This window comes from Xanthomonas sp. WCS2018Noco2-27, from assembly GCF_031843525.1.
In the GTDB taxonomy this organism is placed as follows: Bacteria; Pseudomonadota; Gammaproteobacteria; order Xanthomonadales; family Xanthomonadaceae; genus Xanthomonas.
In genome coordinates this window covers 18,869-36,662 of the sequence record NZ_JAVTIK010000005.1, presented here as the reverse complement: position 1 = coordinate 36,662, position 17,794 = coordinate 18,869, and the positions used below count along the sequence as shown (strand labels likewise).

17 protein-coding genes are annotated in these 17,794 nt (G+C 65.8%); 7 read left to right on the top strand and 10 right to left on the bottom strand.

The window, feature by feature from the left end:
* Positions 1-307: 307 nt before the first annotated feature.
* The 4 genes from RQH86_RS10590 to RQH86_RS10575 form a co-directional block, all read right to left on the bottom strand.
* Positions 308-1,108: a MetQ/NlpA family ABC transporter substrate-binding protein gene (locus tag RQH86_RS10590; RefSeq protein WP_311238818.1), complete on the bottom strand. Its 801-nt coding sequence runs from the start codon at positions 1,106-1,108 to the stop codon at positions 308-310.
* A gap of 204 nt (positions 1,109-1,312) precedes the next feature.
* Positions 1,313-2,005 carry a methionine ABC transporter permease gene (locus tag RQH86_RS10585; protein ID WP_193552510.1) on the bottom strand — a complete coding sequence of 231 codons (693 nt, stop codon included), beginning with the start codon at positions 2,003-2,005 and terminating at the stop codon, positions 1,313-1,315.
* A 2-nt stretch (positions 2,006-2,007) separates the two neighbouring features.
* Positions 2,008-3,015, bottom strand: coding sequence for a methionine ABC transporter ATP-binding protein (locus RQH86_RS10580; RefSeq protein ID WP_055847963.1), 1,008 nt, complete (start codon positions 3,013-3,015; stop codon positions 2,008-2,010).
* A gap of 156 nt (positions 3,016-3,171) precedes the next feature.
* A complete protein-coding gene (locus RQH86_RS10575) occupies positions 3,172-4,068 on the bottom strand; it encodes a DMT family transporter (RefSeq protein WP_311238819.1) in 897 nt (298 codons plus the stop codon).
* Positions 4,069-4,174: 106 nt separating this feature from the next.
* On the opposite strand from RQH86_RS10575, the gene RQH86_RS10570 reads away from it, so the two are divergent.
* The 6 genes from RQH86_RS10570 to RQH86_RS10545 all read left to right on the top strand — a co-directional run bounded on the left by RQH86_RS10570 (position 4,175) and on the right by RQH86_RS10545 (position 9,517).
* Positions 4,175-4,660, top strand: coding sequence for a YajQ family cyclic di-GMP-binding protein (locus RQH86_RS10570; RefSeq protein ID WP_311238820.1), 486 nt, complete (start codon positions 4,175-4,177; stop codon positions 4,658-4,660).
* A 144-nt stretch (positions 4,661-4,804) separates the two neighbouring features.
* A complete protein-coding gene (locus tag RQH86_RS10565) occupies positions 4,805-5,266 on the top strand; it encodes a hypothetical protein (RefSeq protein WP_311238821.1) in 462 nt (153 codons plus the stop codon).
* A complete protein-coding gene (locus RQH86_RS10560) occupies positions 5,259-6,998 on the top strand; it encodes an ATP-binding protein (protein ID WP_311238822.1) in 1,740 nt (579 codons plus the stop codon). Before RQH86_RS10565 ends, RQH86_RS10560 begins: the two co-directional genes overlap by 8 nt.
* Entirely contained in the window at positions 6,976-7,833 is an 858-nt protein-coding gene (locus tag RQH86_RS10555; protein ID WP_311238823.1) for an alpha/beta fold hydrolase, read from the top strand. The genes RQH86_RS10560 and RQH86_RS10555 overlap by 23 nt, the downstream gene beginning before the upstream one ends.
* 130 nt (positions 7,834-7,963) lie before the next feature.
* Positions 7,964-8,524 carry a DUF1415 domain-containing protein gene (locus RQH86_RS10550; RefSeq protein ID WP_055847951.1) on the top strand — a complete coding sequence of 187 codons (561 nt, stop codon included), beginning with the start codon at positions 7,964-7,966 and terminating at the stop codon, positions 8,522-8,524.
* 186 nt (positions 8,525-8,710) lie between these two features.
* Positions 8,711-9,517 carry an SDR family oxidoreductase gene (locus RQH86_RS10545; RefSeq protein ID WP_311238824.1) on the top strand — a complete coding sequence of 269 codons (807 nt, stop codon included), beginning with the start codon at positions 8,711-8,713 and terminating at the stop codon, positions 9,515-9,517.
* A 463-nt stretch (positions 9,518-9,980) separates the two neighbouring features.
* Here the strand turns inward: RQH86_RS10545 and RQH86_RS10540 are convergent, their stop codons facing one another.
* The 3 genes from RQH86_RS10540 to RQH86_RS10530 are packed head-to-tail and all read right to left on the bottom strand — an operon-like array spanning position 9,981 to position 12,435.
* A complete protein-coding gene (locus RQH86_RS10540; protein WP_055847945.1) occupies positions 9,981-10,661 on the bottom strand; it encodes an HAD family phosphatase in 681 nt (226 codons plus the stop codon).
* Positions 10,658-11,371, bottom strand: a complete 714-nt coding sequence (locus RQH86_RS10535; RefSeq protein WP_104615048.1) for a pseudouridine synthase — start codon at positions 11,369-11,371, stop codon at positions 10,658-10,660. The genes RQH86_RS10540 and RQH86_RS10535 overlap by 4 nt, the downstream gene beginning before the upstream one ends.
* Positions 11,368-12,435 carry a class I SAM-dependent methyltransferase gene (locus RQH86_RS10530; RefSeq protein ID WP_311238825.1) on the bottom strand — a complete coding sequence of 356 codons (1,068 nt, stop codon included), beginning with the start codon at positions 12,433-12,435 and terminating at the stop codon, positions 11,368-11,370. The genes RQH86_RS10535 and RQH86_RS10530 overlap by 4 nt, the downstream gene beginning before the upstream one ends.
* A 212-nt stretch (positions 12,436-12,647) precedes the next feature.
* On the opposite strand from RQH86_RS10530, the gene RQH86_RS10525 reads away from it, so the two are divergent.
* Positions 12,648-12,908 (top strand): hypothetical protein, encoded by a 261-nt coding sequence (locus tag RQH86_RS10525; RefSeq protein WP_115513966.1) that lies wholly within the window; start codon positions 12,648-12,650, stop codon positions 12,906-12,908.
* An 800-nt stretch (positions 12,909-13,708) separates the two neighbouring features.
* Here RQH86_RS10525 and RQH86_RS10520 read toward each other — a convergent pair.
* The 3 genes from RQH86_RS10520 to RQH86_RS10510 all read right to left on the bottom strand — a co-directional run bounded on the left by RQH86_RS10520 (position 13,709) and on the right by RQH86_RS10510 (position 17,672).
* Positions 13,709-15,046, bottom strand: coding sequence for a sorbosone dehydrogenase family protein (locus tag RQH86_RS10520; protein ID WP_311238826.1), 1,338 nt, complete (start codon positions 15,044-15,046; stop codon positions 13,709-13,711).
* Positions 15,047-15,134: 88 nt separating this feature from the next.
* A complete protein-coding gene (locus tag RQH86_RS10515; protein ID WP_115562951.1) occupies positions 15,135-15,443 on the bottom strand; it encodes a DUF3247 family protein in 309 nt (102 codons plus the stop codon).
* 195 nt (positions 15,444-15,638) lie between these two features.
* The gene (locus RQH86_RS10510; protein WP_055847933.1) at positions 15,639-17,672 is read right to left on the bottom strand and encodes an ATP-binding protein; all 2,034 of its coding nucleotides are present in this window, start codon (positions 17,670-17,672) and stop codon (positions 15,639-15,641) included.
* Positions 17,673-17,794: the final 122 nt, after the last annotated feature.

The window sequence follows — 17,794 nt, the reverse complement described above, 5'->3', positions numbered from 1 at the left end:
ATCGCTGCGGAGTGGGTGCGGTTGCAGGGAATACGCATTCCGCGCCCCGTATCGGCAGCGCGCACGCACGAATGGCTCAAGGATGGGCGACAACCGTCGCCACGGTGCCGAGCTCCGTTTGGAGGCTCGCACGTTGTCGTTGCGCTCTTTCAAACCGCGATGACAGCGTTGTTGCAAGCCGTCGGGCACGGATGGACGGGGCGATCAGAGCGTGCAGCTCAGACTTGGGCTCTGCGCATGCTGCATGCCCGACCGGGCCATCAGCCACGCGCACCAACTGGTGCACGCGGCCGTGTCGTTATCGCCCTCAGAACGCCGGCAGTACCGCGCCTTTGTACTTCTGTTCGATAAAGGCCTTCACTTCCGGGCTGGTCAATGCCTTGGCCAGCTTCTGCACGCGCGGGTCGTCCTTGTTGTCTGCGCGCGCCACCAGGAAGTTCACGTACGGCGACTCCTTGCTTTCGATCGCCAGCGCGTCGCGGGTGGGGTTGAGCCCGGCGTCGAGTGCGTAGTTGGTGTTGATCAGCGCCAGATCGACCTGATCCAGCACACGCGGCAACATCGCCGAATCGAGCTCGCGGAATTTCAGCTGCTTGGGGTTGTCGACGATGTCGCGCTGGGTAGACAGCGCGTTGCTCGGATCCTTGAGTTTGATCACCCCGGCCTTGTCGAGCAGGATCAGCGCGCGGCTGTTGTTGCTCGGGTCGTTGGGGATCACCACGTCGGCGCCGCTTGGCAGATCGGCCAGCGCCTTGAAGCGGCGCGAGTAGGCACCGAACGGCTCGATATGCACGCCGACCACGGTCACCAGCTGGCTCTTGCGGTCGCGGTTGTACGCGTCCAGATAGGGCTCGGTCTGGAAATAATTGACGTCGATCTGCTTCTGCACGACCTGGTCGTTGGGCTGTACGTAGTCGTTGAACACGCGCACGTCCAGCTTCACGCCCTGCTTGGCCAGCAGCGGTTCGACCACTTCCAGGATTTCGGCGTGCGGCACGGCGGTGGCGGCCACGGTGAGGGTGTCGCCACCGCTGCCGCCATTGCCGCTGCAGGACGCCAATGCCAGCGTGGCCGCAGCAAGAAGGGAACGAAACGCAAATGTGCTCATGAAAGGGTCCGTGGGAGGAGGAATGCGGACGGGCCGCAGGCGTTAAACCTAGCAGACCGCAGGTGCAGCGGCGATGCGGCGGCCCGCACGGGCTGTGCCTGCAAGACACCCACCGGGGCGATGCCAGCGCATCCGCCTGCAGCCCGCAGCAGCGATAGACGCCGCAGCGGCATGCAGCGTCGCATCTACCGCGAGGCAGATGGCTCAGCGGCGGCTGTAGCGCGCCACCAAACGGTCGCCCAGCATCTGCAGCAGTTGCACCAGCACCAGCAAGGCGATGACGGTGATCAGCGCGACGTCCGCATGCGAGCGCATATAGCCCTCGCGGTAGGCCACATCGCCCAGGCCGCCGGAACCGATCGCCCCGCCCATGGCGGTGAAGCCGATCAACGCGATGGTGGTGACGGTGGCGCCGGCGATCAGGCCAGGGCGCGCTTCGGGCAACAGCACCCACAGCACCAGCTGGCGGGTGGTGGCGCCCATCGCCTGGCTGGCTTCGATAATGCCGCGGTCCACCTCGCGTAATGCGGTTTCCACCAGGCGCGCATAGAACGGCGCGGCGCCCACCACCAGCGGCAGGATCGCGCCGCGCACGCCGAGCGAGGTGCCCATCAATGCCAGGGTGAGCGGAATCATCGCAATCATCAGGATGATGAAGGGCACCGAGCGCAGCAGGTTGATCACCAGCGCCAGCGCGCCGTACAGCACCGGGCGACGGCGCAGCTGCGGGGCGCCGCACAGGAACAGCGCAACCCCCAGCGGCAGGCCGATCAGCAAGGTCAGCGGCAGCGCGCCGGCCAGCATCAGCAAGGTGTCCAGGGTCGCCTGCCCGATGTCGCCCCACTTGGCGGCATCGAGATTGCGGAAAAAGCCGCCAGCGGCGGCGATCGGCAGCAGGTTCATACGCGCAGGTCCTCTACGTGCACGCCGGCGGCGACGAAGCCGGCGCGCGCTGCATTCTGATCGCCACCGGTCAGGGCGACGATGAGCTGGCCATACGGCGTGTCCTTGATGCGGTCCACGCGCCCGGACAGGATGTTGTAGTCCACCCCGGTCTCGCGGGCGATGCGGCCCAGCACCGGCTCATAGGTGCCGTTACCCAGGAAGGTCAGCCGCACCACACGTCCGCCGACGGCGGCGAAATCGCGGTGCAGCTCGGCCTCGTCCACGTGCTCGGCTTCGGACACGAAGCGCCGCGTAGTGGCATGTTTGGGATGCAGGAAGACTTCGGTGACCGGGCCGGTTTCCACCAATTTGCCGGCGTCCAGCACTGCCACGCGGTCGCAGACGCGGCGGATCACGTCCATCTCGTGGGTGATCAGCACGATGGTCAGGCCAAGCTCGCGGTTGATCTGCGCCAGCAGCTGCAGCACCGAGGCGGTGGTCTGCGGGTCCAGCGCACTTGTGGCCTCGTCGCACAGCAGGATCTGCGGGCGGGTGGCCAGCGCACGCGCAATGCCCACGCGCTGCTTCTGGCCGCCGGACAGCTGCGCCGGATACTTGTTGGCGTGCTCCTGCAGGCCGACCCGCGCCAGCAGCTCGGCCACCCGCGCATCGATCTCGGCGCGCGCAGTGCCGGCCAGTTCCAGCGGAAAGGCGACATTGCCGGCCACGGTGCGCGAGGACAGCAGATTGAAGTGCTGGAAGATCATGCCGATGCGCCGGCGCAAGCCACGCAGGCCCTGGCTATCCAGCGCGGTGACGTCTTCCTCGCCGATCAGCAATCGCCCACCGCTAGGCTCTTCCAGCCGGTTGATCAGCCGGATCAGCGTGGATTTGCCGGCACCGGAATGGCCGATGATGCCGAACACCTCGCCGGGGCCGATCCGCAGATCGAGCGGGTGCAACGCCACGATCTGGCGACCGTCGACGGAGTAAGACTTGTGCAGGCCCTGAAACTGGATCACCGCGGGTGGCCGATTGGGGGGTCGTGAAGCCTACCAGTCAATGTTTACGGCCGTCATTCCATTCGGTTCTATGGTTCGGGATTGGGGAGGCGTAACAGCGCAGCGCTCTTGCCCTTGTGAATTGCGAATCCCGAATCCCGACTCCCCAATCCCCAATCACGGCCGCTCAAGCGGCAACGGGCGATCGGTCTGCCGTATCCGCTCCCGGCGCAGCAGATACAGCCCGCTGGCGACGATGATGCCGGCGCCGGTCCAGGTCCAGCCGTCGGGCAAGGTCTGCCACAGCAGCCAGTCCCAGCCGATCACCCAGACCAGGCCGGTGTATTCCAGCGGCGCGATCATCGAGGCCTCGCCGCGCAGGAACGCCTGGGTTAGCGCAATCTGCCCCAGCGCGCCGGCCAGGCCCATGCCGGCGATCAGCCAGCCGTGGCTGGCCCGCAGCGGCACCCAGTCGGGGATGGCCAGCACCCCGGCGCCGATCGCCATGAACAGCAAAAACCACACCACCATGGCCTGCGGCGTATCGGTGCGGGTCAGCAGGCTTACCGTGACCGCGGCGATGGCGTAGGCAGTGGCCGCCAGCAGCACCATCAGGCCAGGCAGCGAGACCAAGCCGCCCACGCCCGGGCGCAGCACCACGATGACCCCGACCAGGCCGATACCGATCGCCGTCCAGCGCCGCGGCCCCACGTGCTCGCCCAGCAGCGGCACCGACAAGGCGGCCACCAGCAACGGCGCCACAAAGTAGAGGGTGTAAGCGGTGGACAGCGGCATGCGCTTCAGGCCGTAGACGAAACAGCCGATCATCACCATGCCCAAGGCCCCGCGCAGCAGATGCAGGCCCCAGCGCACCGGCACGATGGCACGCGGCCCGGCAGTGGCGAACACCCACACCAGCACGAACGGCAGCGACGCGGCACCGCGCAACAGCGTCACCTGCAATGGCGGGTACTGCGCAGCCAGCAGCTTCATCGCCGCATCCATCAGCGAGAAGCAGGCCACGGCGGCGACCATCCAGGCGATGGCGGGGAGCGGAGAACGGGTGCTGGGCATGGGCGCATTATCGCCGTCGCAGCGCGCCGACCGCCATGCGTCGATGACGGCCATCGCGGCACGATGGCCTAGAATGGCGGCTGTTTTCAGCCAACAGGAGCTTTGCATGCCTTCCTTCGACGTGGTGTCCGAAGTCGACAAGCACGAACTGACCAATGCGATAGACCAGGCCAACCGTGAACTGGACACGCGTTTCGACTTCAAGGGCGTGGAAGCCAAGTTCGAACTGGAAGACGGCAAGGTCATCAACCAGTCCGCCCCCAGCGACTTCCAGCTCAAGCAGATGACCGACATCCTGCGGGCGCGGCTGTTGGCGCGCAGCATCGATGTGCGCTGCCTGGACTTTGGTGATGTGGAAACCAATCTGGCCGGCGCGCGGCAGAAGGTCACCGTCAAGCAGGGCCTCGAGCAGAAGCAGGCCAAGCAGCTGGTGGCCAAGCTCAAGGAAGCCAAGCTCAAGGTCGAAGCGCAGATCAACGGCGACAAGCTGCGCGTCACCGGCAAGAAGCGCGACGATTTGCAGGACGCGATGGCGCTGCTGAAAAAGGCCGATTTCGAGCAGCCGCTGCAGTTCGACAACTTTCGCGACTGAGCGTGGTTGAACGATGCCGGTGAGTGCGGTGACCGACGCGCACCTGCAGACATCTGCAGGTGCTGCGCAGTGGGGCAACCGAGGCCTGCGGCATCCCTGCGTGGATCACCATCGCCGCAACGGGCTGCGGGGCTAGCGGCCCCGATGCGCTCGCTGCTCACCCGCCTGTTGCATCGCCTGCACGCCCGGCAGGCGAACGCGTCTGCCGAAGGTGGTGTGCAGGCGACCAAGATCCATGCGCAACCGCAGATCGAAAGCGGCTCGACGCTGCACACCATCGCCGGCCTCGATCCGGTGGCTGCAGCGGCCTTTGCCGACGCCTTTGCGGTGGAGATCGAACACGCCATTGCGCGCTGCACGCTTGGCGATGCCGACACCAGCCAGGCGCAGGCGCTGGAACAGATCCATTCGTTGAAGAACACCATCTCGCTGACCGGCTCGCAGCAGTTGCTCAAGGCCTGCGACCAACTGCGCGGCGAGGTGGAGCGCGACGCGTTGAGCGACACGCTTGCGCACCGTTTCACCGCCGTGGCCACTGCCGCAGGTCTACTGGTCAAGCGCTACCGGCGCACCCTTCCCATCGACGACGCGGACCCTCATGCGTAGCACTCCCAACCACGCAGCGACCGGCCTGATTCTGGCGGCCAGGCAGTTGCGCAACGACAGACTCGTACGGCTGTTCGAGTCGTTTCTGGAATACCGCGCCTGCGTCGGCCGGGTGATCGTGCAGACCATGGTGACACTGTGGTGCCTGGGCTGGCTGTACGGCCCACAGCCGGTGCTGGTCAAGGATGCGCACAACGTCTTCCCCACCGCAGTGACCGTGTGGTTCGTCTCGGTGGCATGGATGGTGCTGGTGCGGCGCCGGATCATCCCGCCGGGTGAGTGGCTGGATGCGATGGGCTTTGCGATGAGCCTGTTGTTCATCGGCATCCAGACCACGCTGGCCTTCATTCTGTTGATGTCGTTGAACGCGTTTCTGCCGTTCATCACCATCGCTGCGGTGGCGCGCTATGGGCAACGCGCCACCTTGCCGGTGCTGCTCAGCACCTTCGTGCTGATGCTACTGACCGCACCCAGCGGCTACTGGCTGTCGCGGCCGGCGTACTTTGTGTATGCGGTGGCGCTCAGCATGGTATTGCCGCTGCTGGTGGCGCGCATCGTGCTTGCGATGCAGGAAGTGGCGCTGCAGGCGCTGGCCTCGCGCGATGCGCAAAGCCGCTTCATCAGCACCATGAACCATGAGCTGCGCACGCCGTTGAATGCGGTCATCAATTGCGCGCAGCTGATCGATACCGACGGCATGCCAGCCGAACAGCGCGACCTGATGCAGGCGGTGACGGTCAATGCGACCGCGCTGCGCCATCGCGTCAATGAAGTGCTGGACGTGGCCAGCATCGACGGTGGGCGGCTGCAGCTGCAGAGCAAGCCACTGAGCATGCTGGACGTGCTGACCACCGTCAAAGCGGTCTGCGCGACCGCCGCATCCACCAAGGGCGTGTCGCTGAGCGTGCGCATGGAGGCACCGGAGACGCCTCATGTGCTGGGCGACGAGGGCCGCATCGAGCAGGTCATCAGCAACCTGGTCATCAATGCGATCAAGTTCACCCCGGCCGGTGGCGCGGTCGAGTTGCTGATCGAAGCCACGCAGCTACAGCAGCGCTGGTCGATCGCCGCGACGATCACCGACACCGGCATTGGTGTGCCCGACGACAAGAAGGCCTACATCTTTACGCCGTTCACCCAGCTCAGCACCGGATTCAGCCGTGCCGAGGGCGGCGTCGGACTGGGGTTGTATATCGCCTTGTCGGTGTCCGATGCGATGCACGGCAGCCTGACGGTGAGCGACAACCCCGACGGTGGCAGCATCTTCCGCTGGATCTTCGAGCTACCCGTGGCCGCGGCCGACAGCAGCCGCACGCTCGGCCTGCGCGATGCGCTGGCGCACCACGCGCAGACCGTACCACCGCTGCATTGCCTGGTCTTCGAGGACATGGACACCAATCGCCTGGTGATCGGCAATCTGCTAACGCGCGCAGGGCATCGGGTGAGCTTCCATGTCGATGGCACCGATGCGGTGCAGCGCATTGCCCAGGCCGCGCCGGATCTGGTGTTTCTCGATCTGCACATGCCCGGCACCTCCGGCTGGGATGCATTGGGCCAGGCCCGCGATGCGATTGCCGCGCTGCCGCCAATCATCGTATTGACCGCCGATACGCGCGCCGATTCAATACGCGAAGCAGCAGCCGCCGGCGTGGCAGGTTATCTATCCAAGCCGATCAACGCCCACGAACTGCTCGCACTGCTGGCCCACCATGCACACCAACGACAGCACTGAGTTGAAGCCCGGCAATGCGGCGCGCTGGCATTGGCGCAGCGCTACCCAGACACGCACCGCCGTGGCGCTGCTGTTCCTGCACGGGTTTTCTGCAAGCCCGGGCGAGGCCGGCGCGCTGCCCGAACAGATGGCCGATGCGCTGGGTGCCAACGGCTACGTGCACCGCTGGCCCCGCCATGGAGGCAGCGCGCCCGATGCGATGCAGGGGCTGACGACGGCGGCGCTGCAACGCTCTGCGCTGGAGGCGCTGGCGCAGGCGCGGCGGATGGGCGAGCGTGTGGCGATTGTCGGCTCATCAATGGGCGGCACCTTGGCGCTCTGGCTTGCGGCGCAGCATCCCGAGCAGGTTGCGACGGTAGTGGCATGGTCGCCCGGCATCCAGCCGGTCAATGCGGGCTTGCTCGATCGGCTTTGCGACGCCGATGCGCCGATCGCCGACCCGTACCCGCGCAGCGCTGAAGAACTGGCGTATTGGTCGGACACCATCCACCCGGACGGCTTTCGTAGCTTGCGCGGTCTGTTCGACGCACTCGCCGCCGCGCCGCCGTGGCCACAGGTGCGCTGCCCGGTGCTGTTGGGCTATTACCGCGCGGCCAATAGCGACGAAGATCAGATTGCCTCGGTGCCGGCGATGCTGGCCATGTTCGATGCGCTGGGCACGGCTGCCCCGCTCAAGCAGGCGATCGCCTTCGACAGTGGCGCACATGCCATCGGGTCGCCGCACAAGACGCCACTGGCCGAGTACGTCGCCCAGGTGTCGGTGGAGTTCTTGCGCGCGCATGTCGGTGCGCACGTTGGCGAGGCGCCGCGCAGCGACGACAGCGACACACGCTGATTGCGCGTGCGCGGCAGCATGGCGCCGGGCAGCATCGGTTGCGCTGGCTGCGTGATCGCCGATGAATCGGCCTGGGCGGCCGCCTCGGCAGCGATCGCATACACTGGCGCGCCATCACGCCGCCGCCACGATGACCACCACGCCTGCCACGCCCGATCCGTTGACCGCTACCCGCACGTGGATCGAACGCGCGGTGATCGGGCTGAACCTGTGTCCGTTCGCCAAGGCGGTGTACGTCAAGGAACAGGTGCGGCTGGTGCTCAGCGATGCCAGCACGCCCGAGGCGCTGCTGGAACAACTGGCCGAAGAACTTGTCCTGCTGCGCGACACGCCGGCCGAGCAGATCGACACCACCCTGATCGTGCATCCGGACGTGCTCACCGACTTCCTGGATTACAACGACTTCCTCGACAATGCCGACGCGGCGGTGGAAGCGCTGGACCTGCAAGGCATCCTGCAGGTGGCCAGCTTCCACCCCGACTATCAATTTGCAGGCGCCGCGCTGGACGATGTGGCCAACTTCACCAACCGCTCGCCCTTCCCAACCTTGCACCTGCTGCGCGAGGACAGCGTGGAGCGTGCGGTGGCGGCGTACCCGGATCCGGACGTGATTGTCGAGCGCAATATTCAGACGTTGGAACGGCTGGGCCGCGCGGGCTGGGAACGCGTGTTGAACGGCGCCCAACACTGAGCCTGCGCCCTGCCGCGCGCCAATGCGTGCAGCAGGGGCCGAATCCGGCACCGTGCGGCGGCGGCAGTCCGTTGAAATGCACCTGAAAAGCGCGGTCGCGTCGCTGCCGTAGGCGTCGCCGGTGCTGCTGCAGCACTGACATGGCGCGCGCTACAGTGCCGCACCCTTTCGTTATGCGCGCACGCCATGGCCCTGATTCCCGCTGTTTCCGCATGGAACCCGTCACCGCTGCAGGACCGCGTGGTGGTGATCACCGGTGGCGCGCAAGGGATTGGACGCGGCATTGCGCAGGCCGTGCTGGGTGCCGGCGGCAGCGTGGTGATCGGCGATCTGGACGCCGCTGCCGGAAAAGCCTGTCTGCAGGACTGGGCGCTGCCGCAACGCAGTGCGTTCGTGCGTTGCGATGCAGCGCGCGAGACCCAGGCCGCGCGTCTGATCGCCACGGCGCACAAGCGCTTCGGCAGACTCGATGGTCTGGTCAATAACGCCGGCGTACCGGACCCGCACGTTGCGCCGTTGCCGCAGCTGGAATGGGATGACTGGAACCGGCGCCTGGCAAGCCTGCATGGCGCGTTTTTATGCAGCAAACATGCCTTGCCTGCACTGGCGCAGGCAGATGGCGGTGGTGCGATCGTCAACATCGCCTCTACCCGCGCCTGGCAGTCGGAGCCGCATAGCGAAGCCTATGCGGCGGCCAAAGGTGGCCTGGTCGCGTTTACCCACGCATTGGCACTGAGCGAAGGCCCGCAGGTGCGCGTCAACAGCATCAGTCCGGGGTGGATCAGCACCGACGCCTGGCGTGCACCGCAGCGTCGTCGTGCGCCCAAACTGTCGCGACGCGACCATGCGCAGCATCCGGCCGGACGTGTGGGCACGCCGGAAGACATCGCGCAGCTGGCGGTGTACCTGCTGTCGCCGCAACTATCCGGGTTTGTCACCGGGCAGGACTTCATCGTCGACGGCGGCATGTCGCGCAAGATGCAGTGCGTGTGAGGGCGTGCTGCTGATACGGCTTGGGTGATGCGCTTTGCAGCGCGCTGCTGCGACGCGGGGACGCGCGTGCTTGCCGGTCTTTGGTGTTCGTCATGCACGACATCGACGTTGGGATCGGTGAGGCGAAAGCTCGGAGATCAGCACGCGCGTCGTGCATCCGCTGCTGCGCTTTGGGCATTGTCCATGCGTGGTGTGGTGTGGGTCGATTTGCTCGCACCCTCACCCCAACCCCCGCTCCGCGTCCCAGCCCGCGTTTGCAACGCGGGTGCTCAAAGGCACGCGCACCAGTGGCGCGCGAACCGTGCCTTCTCGCACCGGCGGGAGCTGGGCTTTGGTTGTTGCGCACTGATCGCTCGTGCGTGGTGGACTGATCGCCAGCACGTGTTGCTGCGCCTGTCATTTGGGCGCTGCGTTCCAGACGCTTTTTCGGAGACTTTTTCGGACGCTAATCCACACCCGCTGATCAACCCGACAGTTGCGCTTCCAGTAGGCGCTGCGCATCGCCCAGCGAGGGCATGATGCGATGGCCCAACGCGCGCACGTCCGCATCGGGTTCGAGCAGGTCCGGGATCTGGATCGGGGTCATGCCTGCCGCCAATGCAGCGCGCACGCCGGTCGGCGAGTCTTCCAGCACCAGACAGTGTGCAGGCTCCACGCCCAGCGACTGCGCTGCCAGCAGGTAGATATCCGGCGCCGGCTTGGGATGCTGCACATCGCTGGCGGTGCACACCGCATCGAAGCGCCACAGCAGATCGGCCGCTTTCAGCTTGCGCAACGCAAGCGGGCGTTGGGTGGAGGTCGCCACCGCACGTGGCATGCCGAGCGCAGCCAGATACTCCAGCAGCGCAATGATGCCGGGCCGGTGCGGAATACCACGCTCTGCGACGGCGTCATAGAGCAGTTGGGCGCGCGCCAGCATGCGTTCGGCAGCGGCGTCACCGACGCGTTCGCCAAGCAGACGGCGGCAGGCCACATCGCCGGTACCGACCATCTGCAACCAGAACGTCGGCTCGATTGTCAGCCCCTGCGCATCGGCCGCCTGCGCCAGACAGGTAGTGATGGCGCGCTCGCTGTCGAGCATCAAACCATCCATATCGAAGATCACCGCCTGCGGGCGAAACGGCAGCGGCGTGGCCGCCGTCATGCAGTCGCTCCGCGCCCGAACAGCACCTCCAGATCGCTTGCCTCCAAGGCACGCCATTGGCCCGATGGCAGCGCGTCCAGCGACAAACCGCCGATGCGGCTGCGATGCAATGCCGCCACGTGATTGCCGGCGGCGGCGAACATGCGACGCACCTGGTGATAGCGGCCCTCGTGCAAGGTCAGCCGTGCCTGGCGCGCGCCAAGTACCTCAAGCTCGGCGGGAAGCAATGGCTTGGTTTCGCCTTCCAGCAGCAGCTCGCCGCTGGCAAACAGCGCCGCTTCATCGCCGCGCAGGTCTTCGGCCAGGCTGACCTCGTAGACCTTGTCCAGTGCGGATTTGGGCGAAATGATCCGATGCAGCAACGCGCCATCGTCGGTCATCAGCAGCATGCCGCTGGTCTCGCGATCCAGCCGCCCCACCGGTGCCAATACTGGCGCACGCGAGCGAAAACGCGGTGGCAGCAACTCGTAGATCAACCGGCCAGTGTCCTTGGTCGAGCAGGTGTAACCGCTGGGCTTGTGCAGCAACAGGCTAAAACCCGGCGGCGGGTCCAACGGCTCGCCATCGATGCGGATGGCGTCGTGCTCCACCTGATCGTCGGCATACAGCACCTCGCCCTGCACATCGGTCACGGCGCCCTGGCGAAACAGCTGGGTCACCTGCTTGCGGCTGCCATAGCCAAGATTGGCGATGTGTTTGACCAGTTTCATGCGCGTGCCGCCTTGCCGCGCACGGCAGCGATCAACTTGAAGCCGCCGCGCTCGGCGGCCACGCGTACCTGGCCGAAGCTTTCGTTGAGCACCTGCTCGTAAGGCAGATGCCGGTTGGCCACCAGCAGCAGCTGCCCGCCCGGGCGCAATGCCTGCGCGGCCACGGCGATGAAACGCTGGCCAATATCCGGGCGATCGGCGCGCGAGGGCGTGTGGAATGGCGGGTTGCTGACGATGAAGTCGTACTGCGCCGCAAGCCCGGCGGTGACGTCCTGCCAGAGGTACTGCAGCTGCGCCGGATGCGCGATGTCCTGCAGATTGCGCCGCGCCAGCGCGAGTGCACGCGCTTCGGCCTCGTAGAGATCCAGCGCGGTGACCTTGGCGCAGCGGGCCAGTACTTCGGCCGAGAGATAGCCGAACCCCGCACCCAGGTCGGCACCGTGCCCGGCCAGGGTGGCGGGAAGGTGCTCGACCAGCAACGCCGACGCAGGATCGATGCGATCCCAGGCGAACACACCCGGTCGGCTCACGAAGCGTCCATCCAGAATCTTGCGCGGCGCATCCAGCGCCGCCCAGCGCGCCTGCAGCGCGGCATCGGTGTCGGCGGGCAGCGGCGCGGTCCAGTAGGTGCGGCAATGGTGCTTGGTCAGGCTGCCGGCCAGACCGGCGAGCTGGCGCAGATCGGCCTCGCCCGAGCGCGCGCCCTCGTTGTTGGACTGGCACGCCACCACCCGGCCACCGGGCGCGGTCAGCGCCAGCGCGCGCGCAAACAACGCGCGCGCTTCTTCGCGCTGCCGCGGCGGCAACACCAGCACCAGCGCGTAGCGGGTGCTGTCGGCCTCGATCTCGCTCTCTTCGCGCACGCTCCAGCCATTGCCCTCCAGCGCCTGCGCAAACGGGCGGAAACTCTGCTCGCAGGTCAGCGCATCGGCGGACGCGTGCTCGCGCAGCGGAAAGCCGTCGCGCGCACGCAGAAACAGCACAGGGCCTGTCGGCCACGGCAGCGCGCCTTGGGCGAAGGGCAGGAACAGGGCTTGAAGCGGGGCATCGTGCGGGCCAGCCATCGGATCATCAGGTCGGGAACAGGCCGCCATTGTAAGGGAGCCCTGCCTGCCGCCCGTGCTCGCCACGCGATCCGTGCTTGCCATGCATTGACGCGGGTCGTCCATTGCGTGACCTGCGAACGGATTGCCTTGCGCTGTTTATACGGACCGTTGATGCGCACGCAACATCTGCCGGCCTAGGCTGGAAGCCAAGCCCACACCGGAGATACGCGATGCGAGCCCTGTTCGTAGGTGGAGTCGTCGACAACAGCGAAATGGACCTGGACGACACGCCGCCACCGATGCATTACCCCGAAAACACCGGCGCCGGTCGCCCCCGTTACCGCCTGCATCAGGTCGGTGAGCGCGACGATGGCAGCGTGGCCTACGCGGTCTACGGCGCGCCAGAAATGGCCGACGCCGACGTCATCCGCATCACCGAAGAGCGCGGCTACGCACGTCGTTTCAGTGCATCGCCAGAGGCGCCACGCTGAGCATGGCTCTTTGTGCAGATGAGTGAACTGCGTGCGGAATGTGCTGGCATCAGCTAAAGGTTCGGCTAGCAGCGTCTTGTTGAAGTCTGTCTAGCGGCTGCTCGTCGATAAGCGCACAGGGGCTTGGCGCAGCAGGCATGGATGCGCTGGCTGTCATGCTTCCATTGACGATGTGGTGCCCACGTTGAATGCCACAGTATCTACGCTGCATATGGCCATGGTGCCCGCACCGCATGGCCACCAAGAACCGGGCAAATGCCCGGTTTCTTCTGACCGCCCTTGTTGCGACTACTAATCTCCTGGTCGCCAAACACGGCTGCATAGATCGAATTGGCGCGTCCGCAGCTTGGGCGCCTCCCAGGACATCGGCTATAGACCAAAGCCCCTTCCCTTCGCAGGAAAGGTGTTGGAATAAGAGTGCGGGGCGAAGCCCAGTACGCAGCAAGTCTACGAGGCTGTGCACGTACCCTCATCCGCCCTTCGGGCACCTTCTCCCGCCGGGAGAAGGAACAAAGCCCCTCTCCCCTCGGGAGAGGGGTTGGGGTGAGGGTACGGGGCGAAGCCACGCTATGCGGCATGTTCACGAGGCTGCGCACGTACCCTCATCCGCCCCTCGGGCACCTTCTCCCGAGGGGAGAAGGAACAAAAGCCCCTCTCCCCTCGGGAGAGGGGTTGGGGTGAGGGTATGGGGCGAAGCCACGCTATGCGGCATGTCAACGAGGCTGCGCGCGTACCCTCATCCGCCCTTCGGGCACCTTCTCCCGGCGGGAGAAGGGACAACGCCCATGAAACGCCCTCGCTTACCGCGCCTTCGGCGTCACACGCCAGATCACGTTGCCCACGTCATCGGCCACCAGCAGGGCACCGCTGTTGTCGGGTGCAACGCCCACCGGGCGTCCCTGCGCATTGCCTTCGGCGTCCAGAAATCCATCCAGCACGGTGATCGGCGTCCCGCTAGGCTTGCCATCGACAAACGGCACGAACAGCACCTTGTAACCACTGGGCGGGTCGCGATTCCACGAGCCGTGCTGGCCGATAAAGGCGCCCTGGCGGAAACGCTCCGGCAGCAAACTGCCGCTGGCGAAGGTCAGGCCAAGCGAAGCGGTATGCGGGCCCAGCGCGTAGTCCGGTTTGATCGCCTTGGCCACCAATTCGGCATTTTGCGGTTCCACCCGCTCATCCACGTGCTGACCGTAGTAGCTGTATGGCCAGCCGTAGAAGCCGCCATCGCGCACCGAGGTCAGGTAGTCCGGGACCAGATCGCTGCCGATTTCGTCGCGTTCGTTGACCACCACCCAGAGCGATTTGCTCTGCGGTTCCCACGCGGTGCCCACCGGATTGCGCAGCCCGCTGGCGAACACGCGGCTGCTGCCGGTGGCCGGATCGATCTCCAGGATCGCCGCGCGGTTAAGCTCGGCCTCCATGCCGTTTTCGGCCACATTGCTGTTGGACCCGACGCCCACGTAGAGCTTGCTGCCATCGGCGCTGGCCAGCAGCGACTTGGTCCAATGGTGGTTGAGCCCGCCAGGCAGATTGGCCACGAACGTGGGCTTGGCGTTGATGTGCGTGTCGCCCGGCTTGTACGGAAAGCTCACCAGCGCATCGGCATTGGCCACGTAGAAGCGGTCGCCGACCAGCGCCATGCCGAACGGCGAGAACAGCCCGCTGATGAACTGCGTGCGCACCTCCGCCACGCCGTCGCCATCGGCATCGCGCAGCAAGGTGATGCGGTTGGCGCTGGGCACCACCGCGCCGGCTTTCTTCATCACCGCGCCCTGCACTTTCTTGCGCAGACCACCACCGCTTTCGGCATCTTCAGGCTTGGGCGGTTCGGCGGTTTCGGCCACCAACACATCGCCATTGGGCAGCACGTACACCCAGCGCGGGTGATCGAGATCGCGCGCAAAGGCATTGACCTGCAGATCGTCGGCCGCCATGGGTTTGGCGTTGGCGGCCCAGCGCTTGACCGGGGCCACTTTTACCGTGGGGATCAGGCGTTTGACTGGTTCGGGCAATTGCGGGTCAGGCCCGGTCCCCTGTTCGATGGCCAGCGTGGCGGTGTCGCCGCATCCGGCGAGAACGGCAACCGCCAGCAACGACAGCGGCCAGCGAATGAGCGGGAGCAGGGGTGCATGCATTGCGAGCCAATCCTGAACAGTTGCGACAGTCGGCCATCATGCCGGCAACCGCCCAGGAAGAAGTAAATACATCGTCAACACGTCCGCGTCACGGCATCACCTGTGGATCGTCGCCCAGTGGCAGCGGGTGCACGGCCACGATGCGATCCATCCAGATCCAGTGCGGCTCCTGCGAGGCATCCAGTTGATCCAGCCGCAACTGCCCGTTGACGCCTTCGTTGTCGTTGTCATCGAGATAGGTCTGGATGGTCGGGCGCACTGCGACGGTGCCGCTGAGCATGCTGCCGTCGTCGAGCTCGATCCGCACACGCTCCTGTCCGTTGAGCAATGAGACCCAATGTTCGAGCGTGGCGATTTGCACGTGTTCGGAATACACGTGCGGAGCATATTTGGACATCGCGATGTCTCCCTGAGCGGAGCGCATCACGCTAGGCCATCGTGCGTGAACGATGCAGCAAACGCTGCACCTGTGTTTGCCTGATGTGTGCGCCGCGCATGCATGGGCGGCGATCTCACGCAGTCCACGCCTAAACCGAGCGACCCGTGCCTGTGGCGACACCTTCAGCTGCGCGACGTTGCCGCCGCGCCGGCATCACTCCACCGCTTCGCGCGCCGCACGGACCGCGGTGACCAGCTGCGCCACGCTATACGGCTTGGCCAAGTGTTCCTGAAACCCGGAGTCCAGCGCGCGCTTGCGATCGTCGTCGCGGGCCAGTGCGGTCACCGCGACCGCCGGCAGTGCATGGGCATCCAGACCCAGGTTATCGCGCACGGTGCGGATCAATCCGTAGCCGTCCATGCCGGGCATGCCGATGTCGGTCAACATCACGTCGAAGCGTGCGTGGCCGCGGTGATCGATCAATGCCAATGCATCGGTGGCGCTGCCGGCGGTGACCACTTCGGCACCCTGCTCTTCAAGCAGGCGACGCAGGTAATCGAGCATATCCGGTTGATCTTCCACCGCCAGCAAGCGCAGGCCGTTGAGCGCACGCGCTTCGACGATCTGTTCGGACATCAGGCGCCGACGCAACTCGCGGCGCGGGCGCTTGGCCTGATCGGGAATATGCTCGGGCAGACGCACCGTAAAGGTGGCGCCCTTGCCACGCCCGCCACTGGTGGCGCCGACCTGCCCACCGTGCATTTCCACCAGCTGCTGCACGATCGCCAGACCCAGTCCCAGGCCGCCGTGCTGGCGTGTGGTGGTGCCATCGGCCTGACGGAATCGGCCGAACAGATGCGGCAGGAACTCGGCCGCGATGCCGTCGCCGGAATCACGCACAGAGACCAGCAGGTGCCCGTCGTCGCGTTCGATGGTGACATCGATGCGGCCGTGCGCCGGGGTGAATTTGATGGCGTTGGAGAGCAGATTCCACAACACCTGCTGCAAGCGGGTGGCATCGCCCAGCACCAGACACGGTGTCGGCGGCACATGCAGTTCCATGACCTGATCTTTGCCGTCGGCGGCCAGTTCCTGCGTGCTCAGCGCCTCGCGCACCTGCTCGGCCAGGTCCAGCGATTCGACTTCCAGCTGCACCTTGCCCAGCAACATGCTGCTGAGGTCGAGCATGTCCGAGATCAGCCGCTTCTGCGCGCGTGCGCTGCTGGCAATCACCGACAGGCCCTTGTAATTGGGATGTCCTTCTTCGACCCGCTGCAACAACAACTCGCTCCAACCCAGGATGGTGGTCAGCGGCGTGCGCAACTCATGCGACAGCGTGGCCAGGAACTCGTCCTTCAGCCGCGCCATGCTTTCGGCTTCGTTACGCGCACTGCGCTCCGATTCCAGCAGTTGCTCGCGGGCCAGTTCGATTTCGCGCTGCTCGGTCACGTCCGGGCTGCTGCCGGCCAGGCCGATGAAACGCCCATCGGCCGAATAGCGCGGTGTGGCGGTCATTTCGATCCAGCGCCACTGCCCGTCGTGGCGGCGCGCACGCACCAGCGCACGCAGGCCGCGTTGTTCTTCCAGGGCGGCGGAGAGCTCGAACTGGAAGACGGGCAGATCGTCCGGGTGCAGCAATTCGCTCCATGCCGACACGGTGCCGCTGGAAATATCCAGGCCGAAGAATTCGCCGTACGCACTATTGACGAAGCGCACCACACCCTGCGCGTCCAGCACCCAGACCGGCATCGGCAGGCCGTCCGCCAGCGCGGAAAAACGCGCCTCGCTTTCGGCCAGCTCGCGCTCCACGCGTTTGCGCTCGGTAATGTCCATGAACAGCACCGCGACCCGCGCCTGCTCCGGTTGACCGACCCGGAACGCGTCCACCGAATACCAGCGGCGCAGCGCCTTGGCCTGCATTTCGAAGTGAATGCGGTTGCCGGTGCGGGCGACCTGGCCGTAACGGTCGAACCATTCCTGCTCATGCTCGGGGAGCATGTCGCGAATGGACACATTGAGCGCATCGGACAGACCGGTATAGCGCTCGAACGCGCCATTGGTCGTGCGGATCACGTAATCGACCGCCTGCTCGCCCTCGAACACCATGTCGATGACGCAGAAACCGGCATCGATGTTGTGGAAGATCTCGTGATACATCGCCGGATCGAGAAACGGCTCGGCGATGACGGCCGGCAAGGCGGCGGCCAGATCGGGGCTGGAACTGGAGGTGCTCAAATCGGAAACCACGGATGCTGCCGGAGCGGATGACGGGCAGATGAAACCACGGCCGGTGTCGTCAGCGGGTGCACAGGGGGCCGGCCTGGTTCACACCGCCATTGCAGGGTGCCATTCCGCCCCTGTGTCGCGGG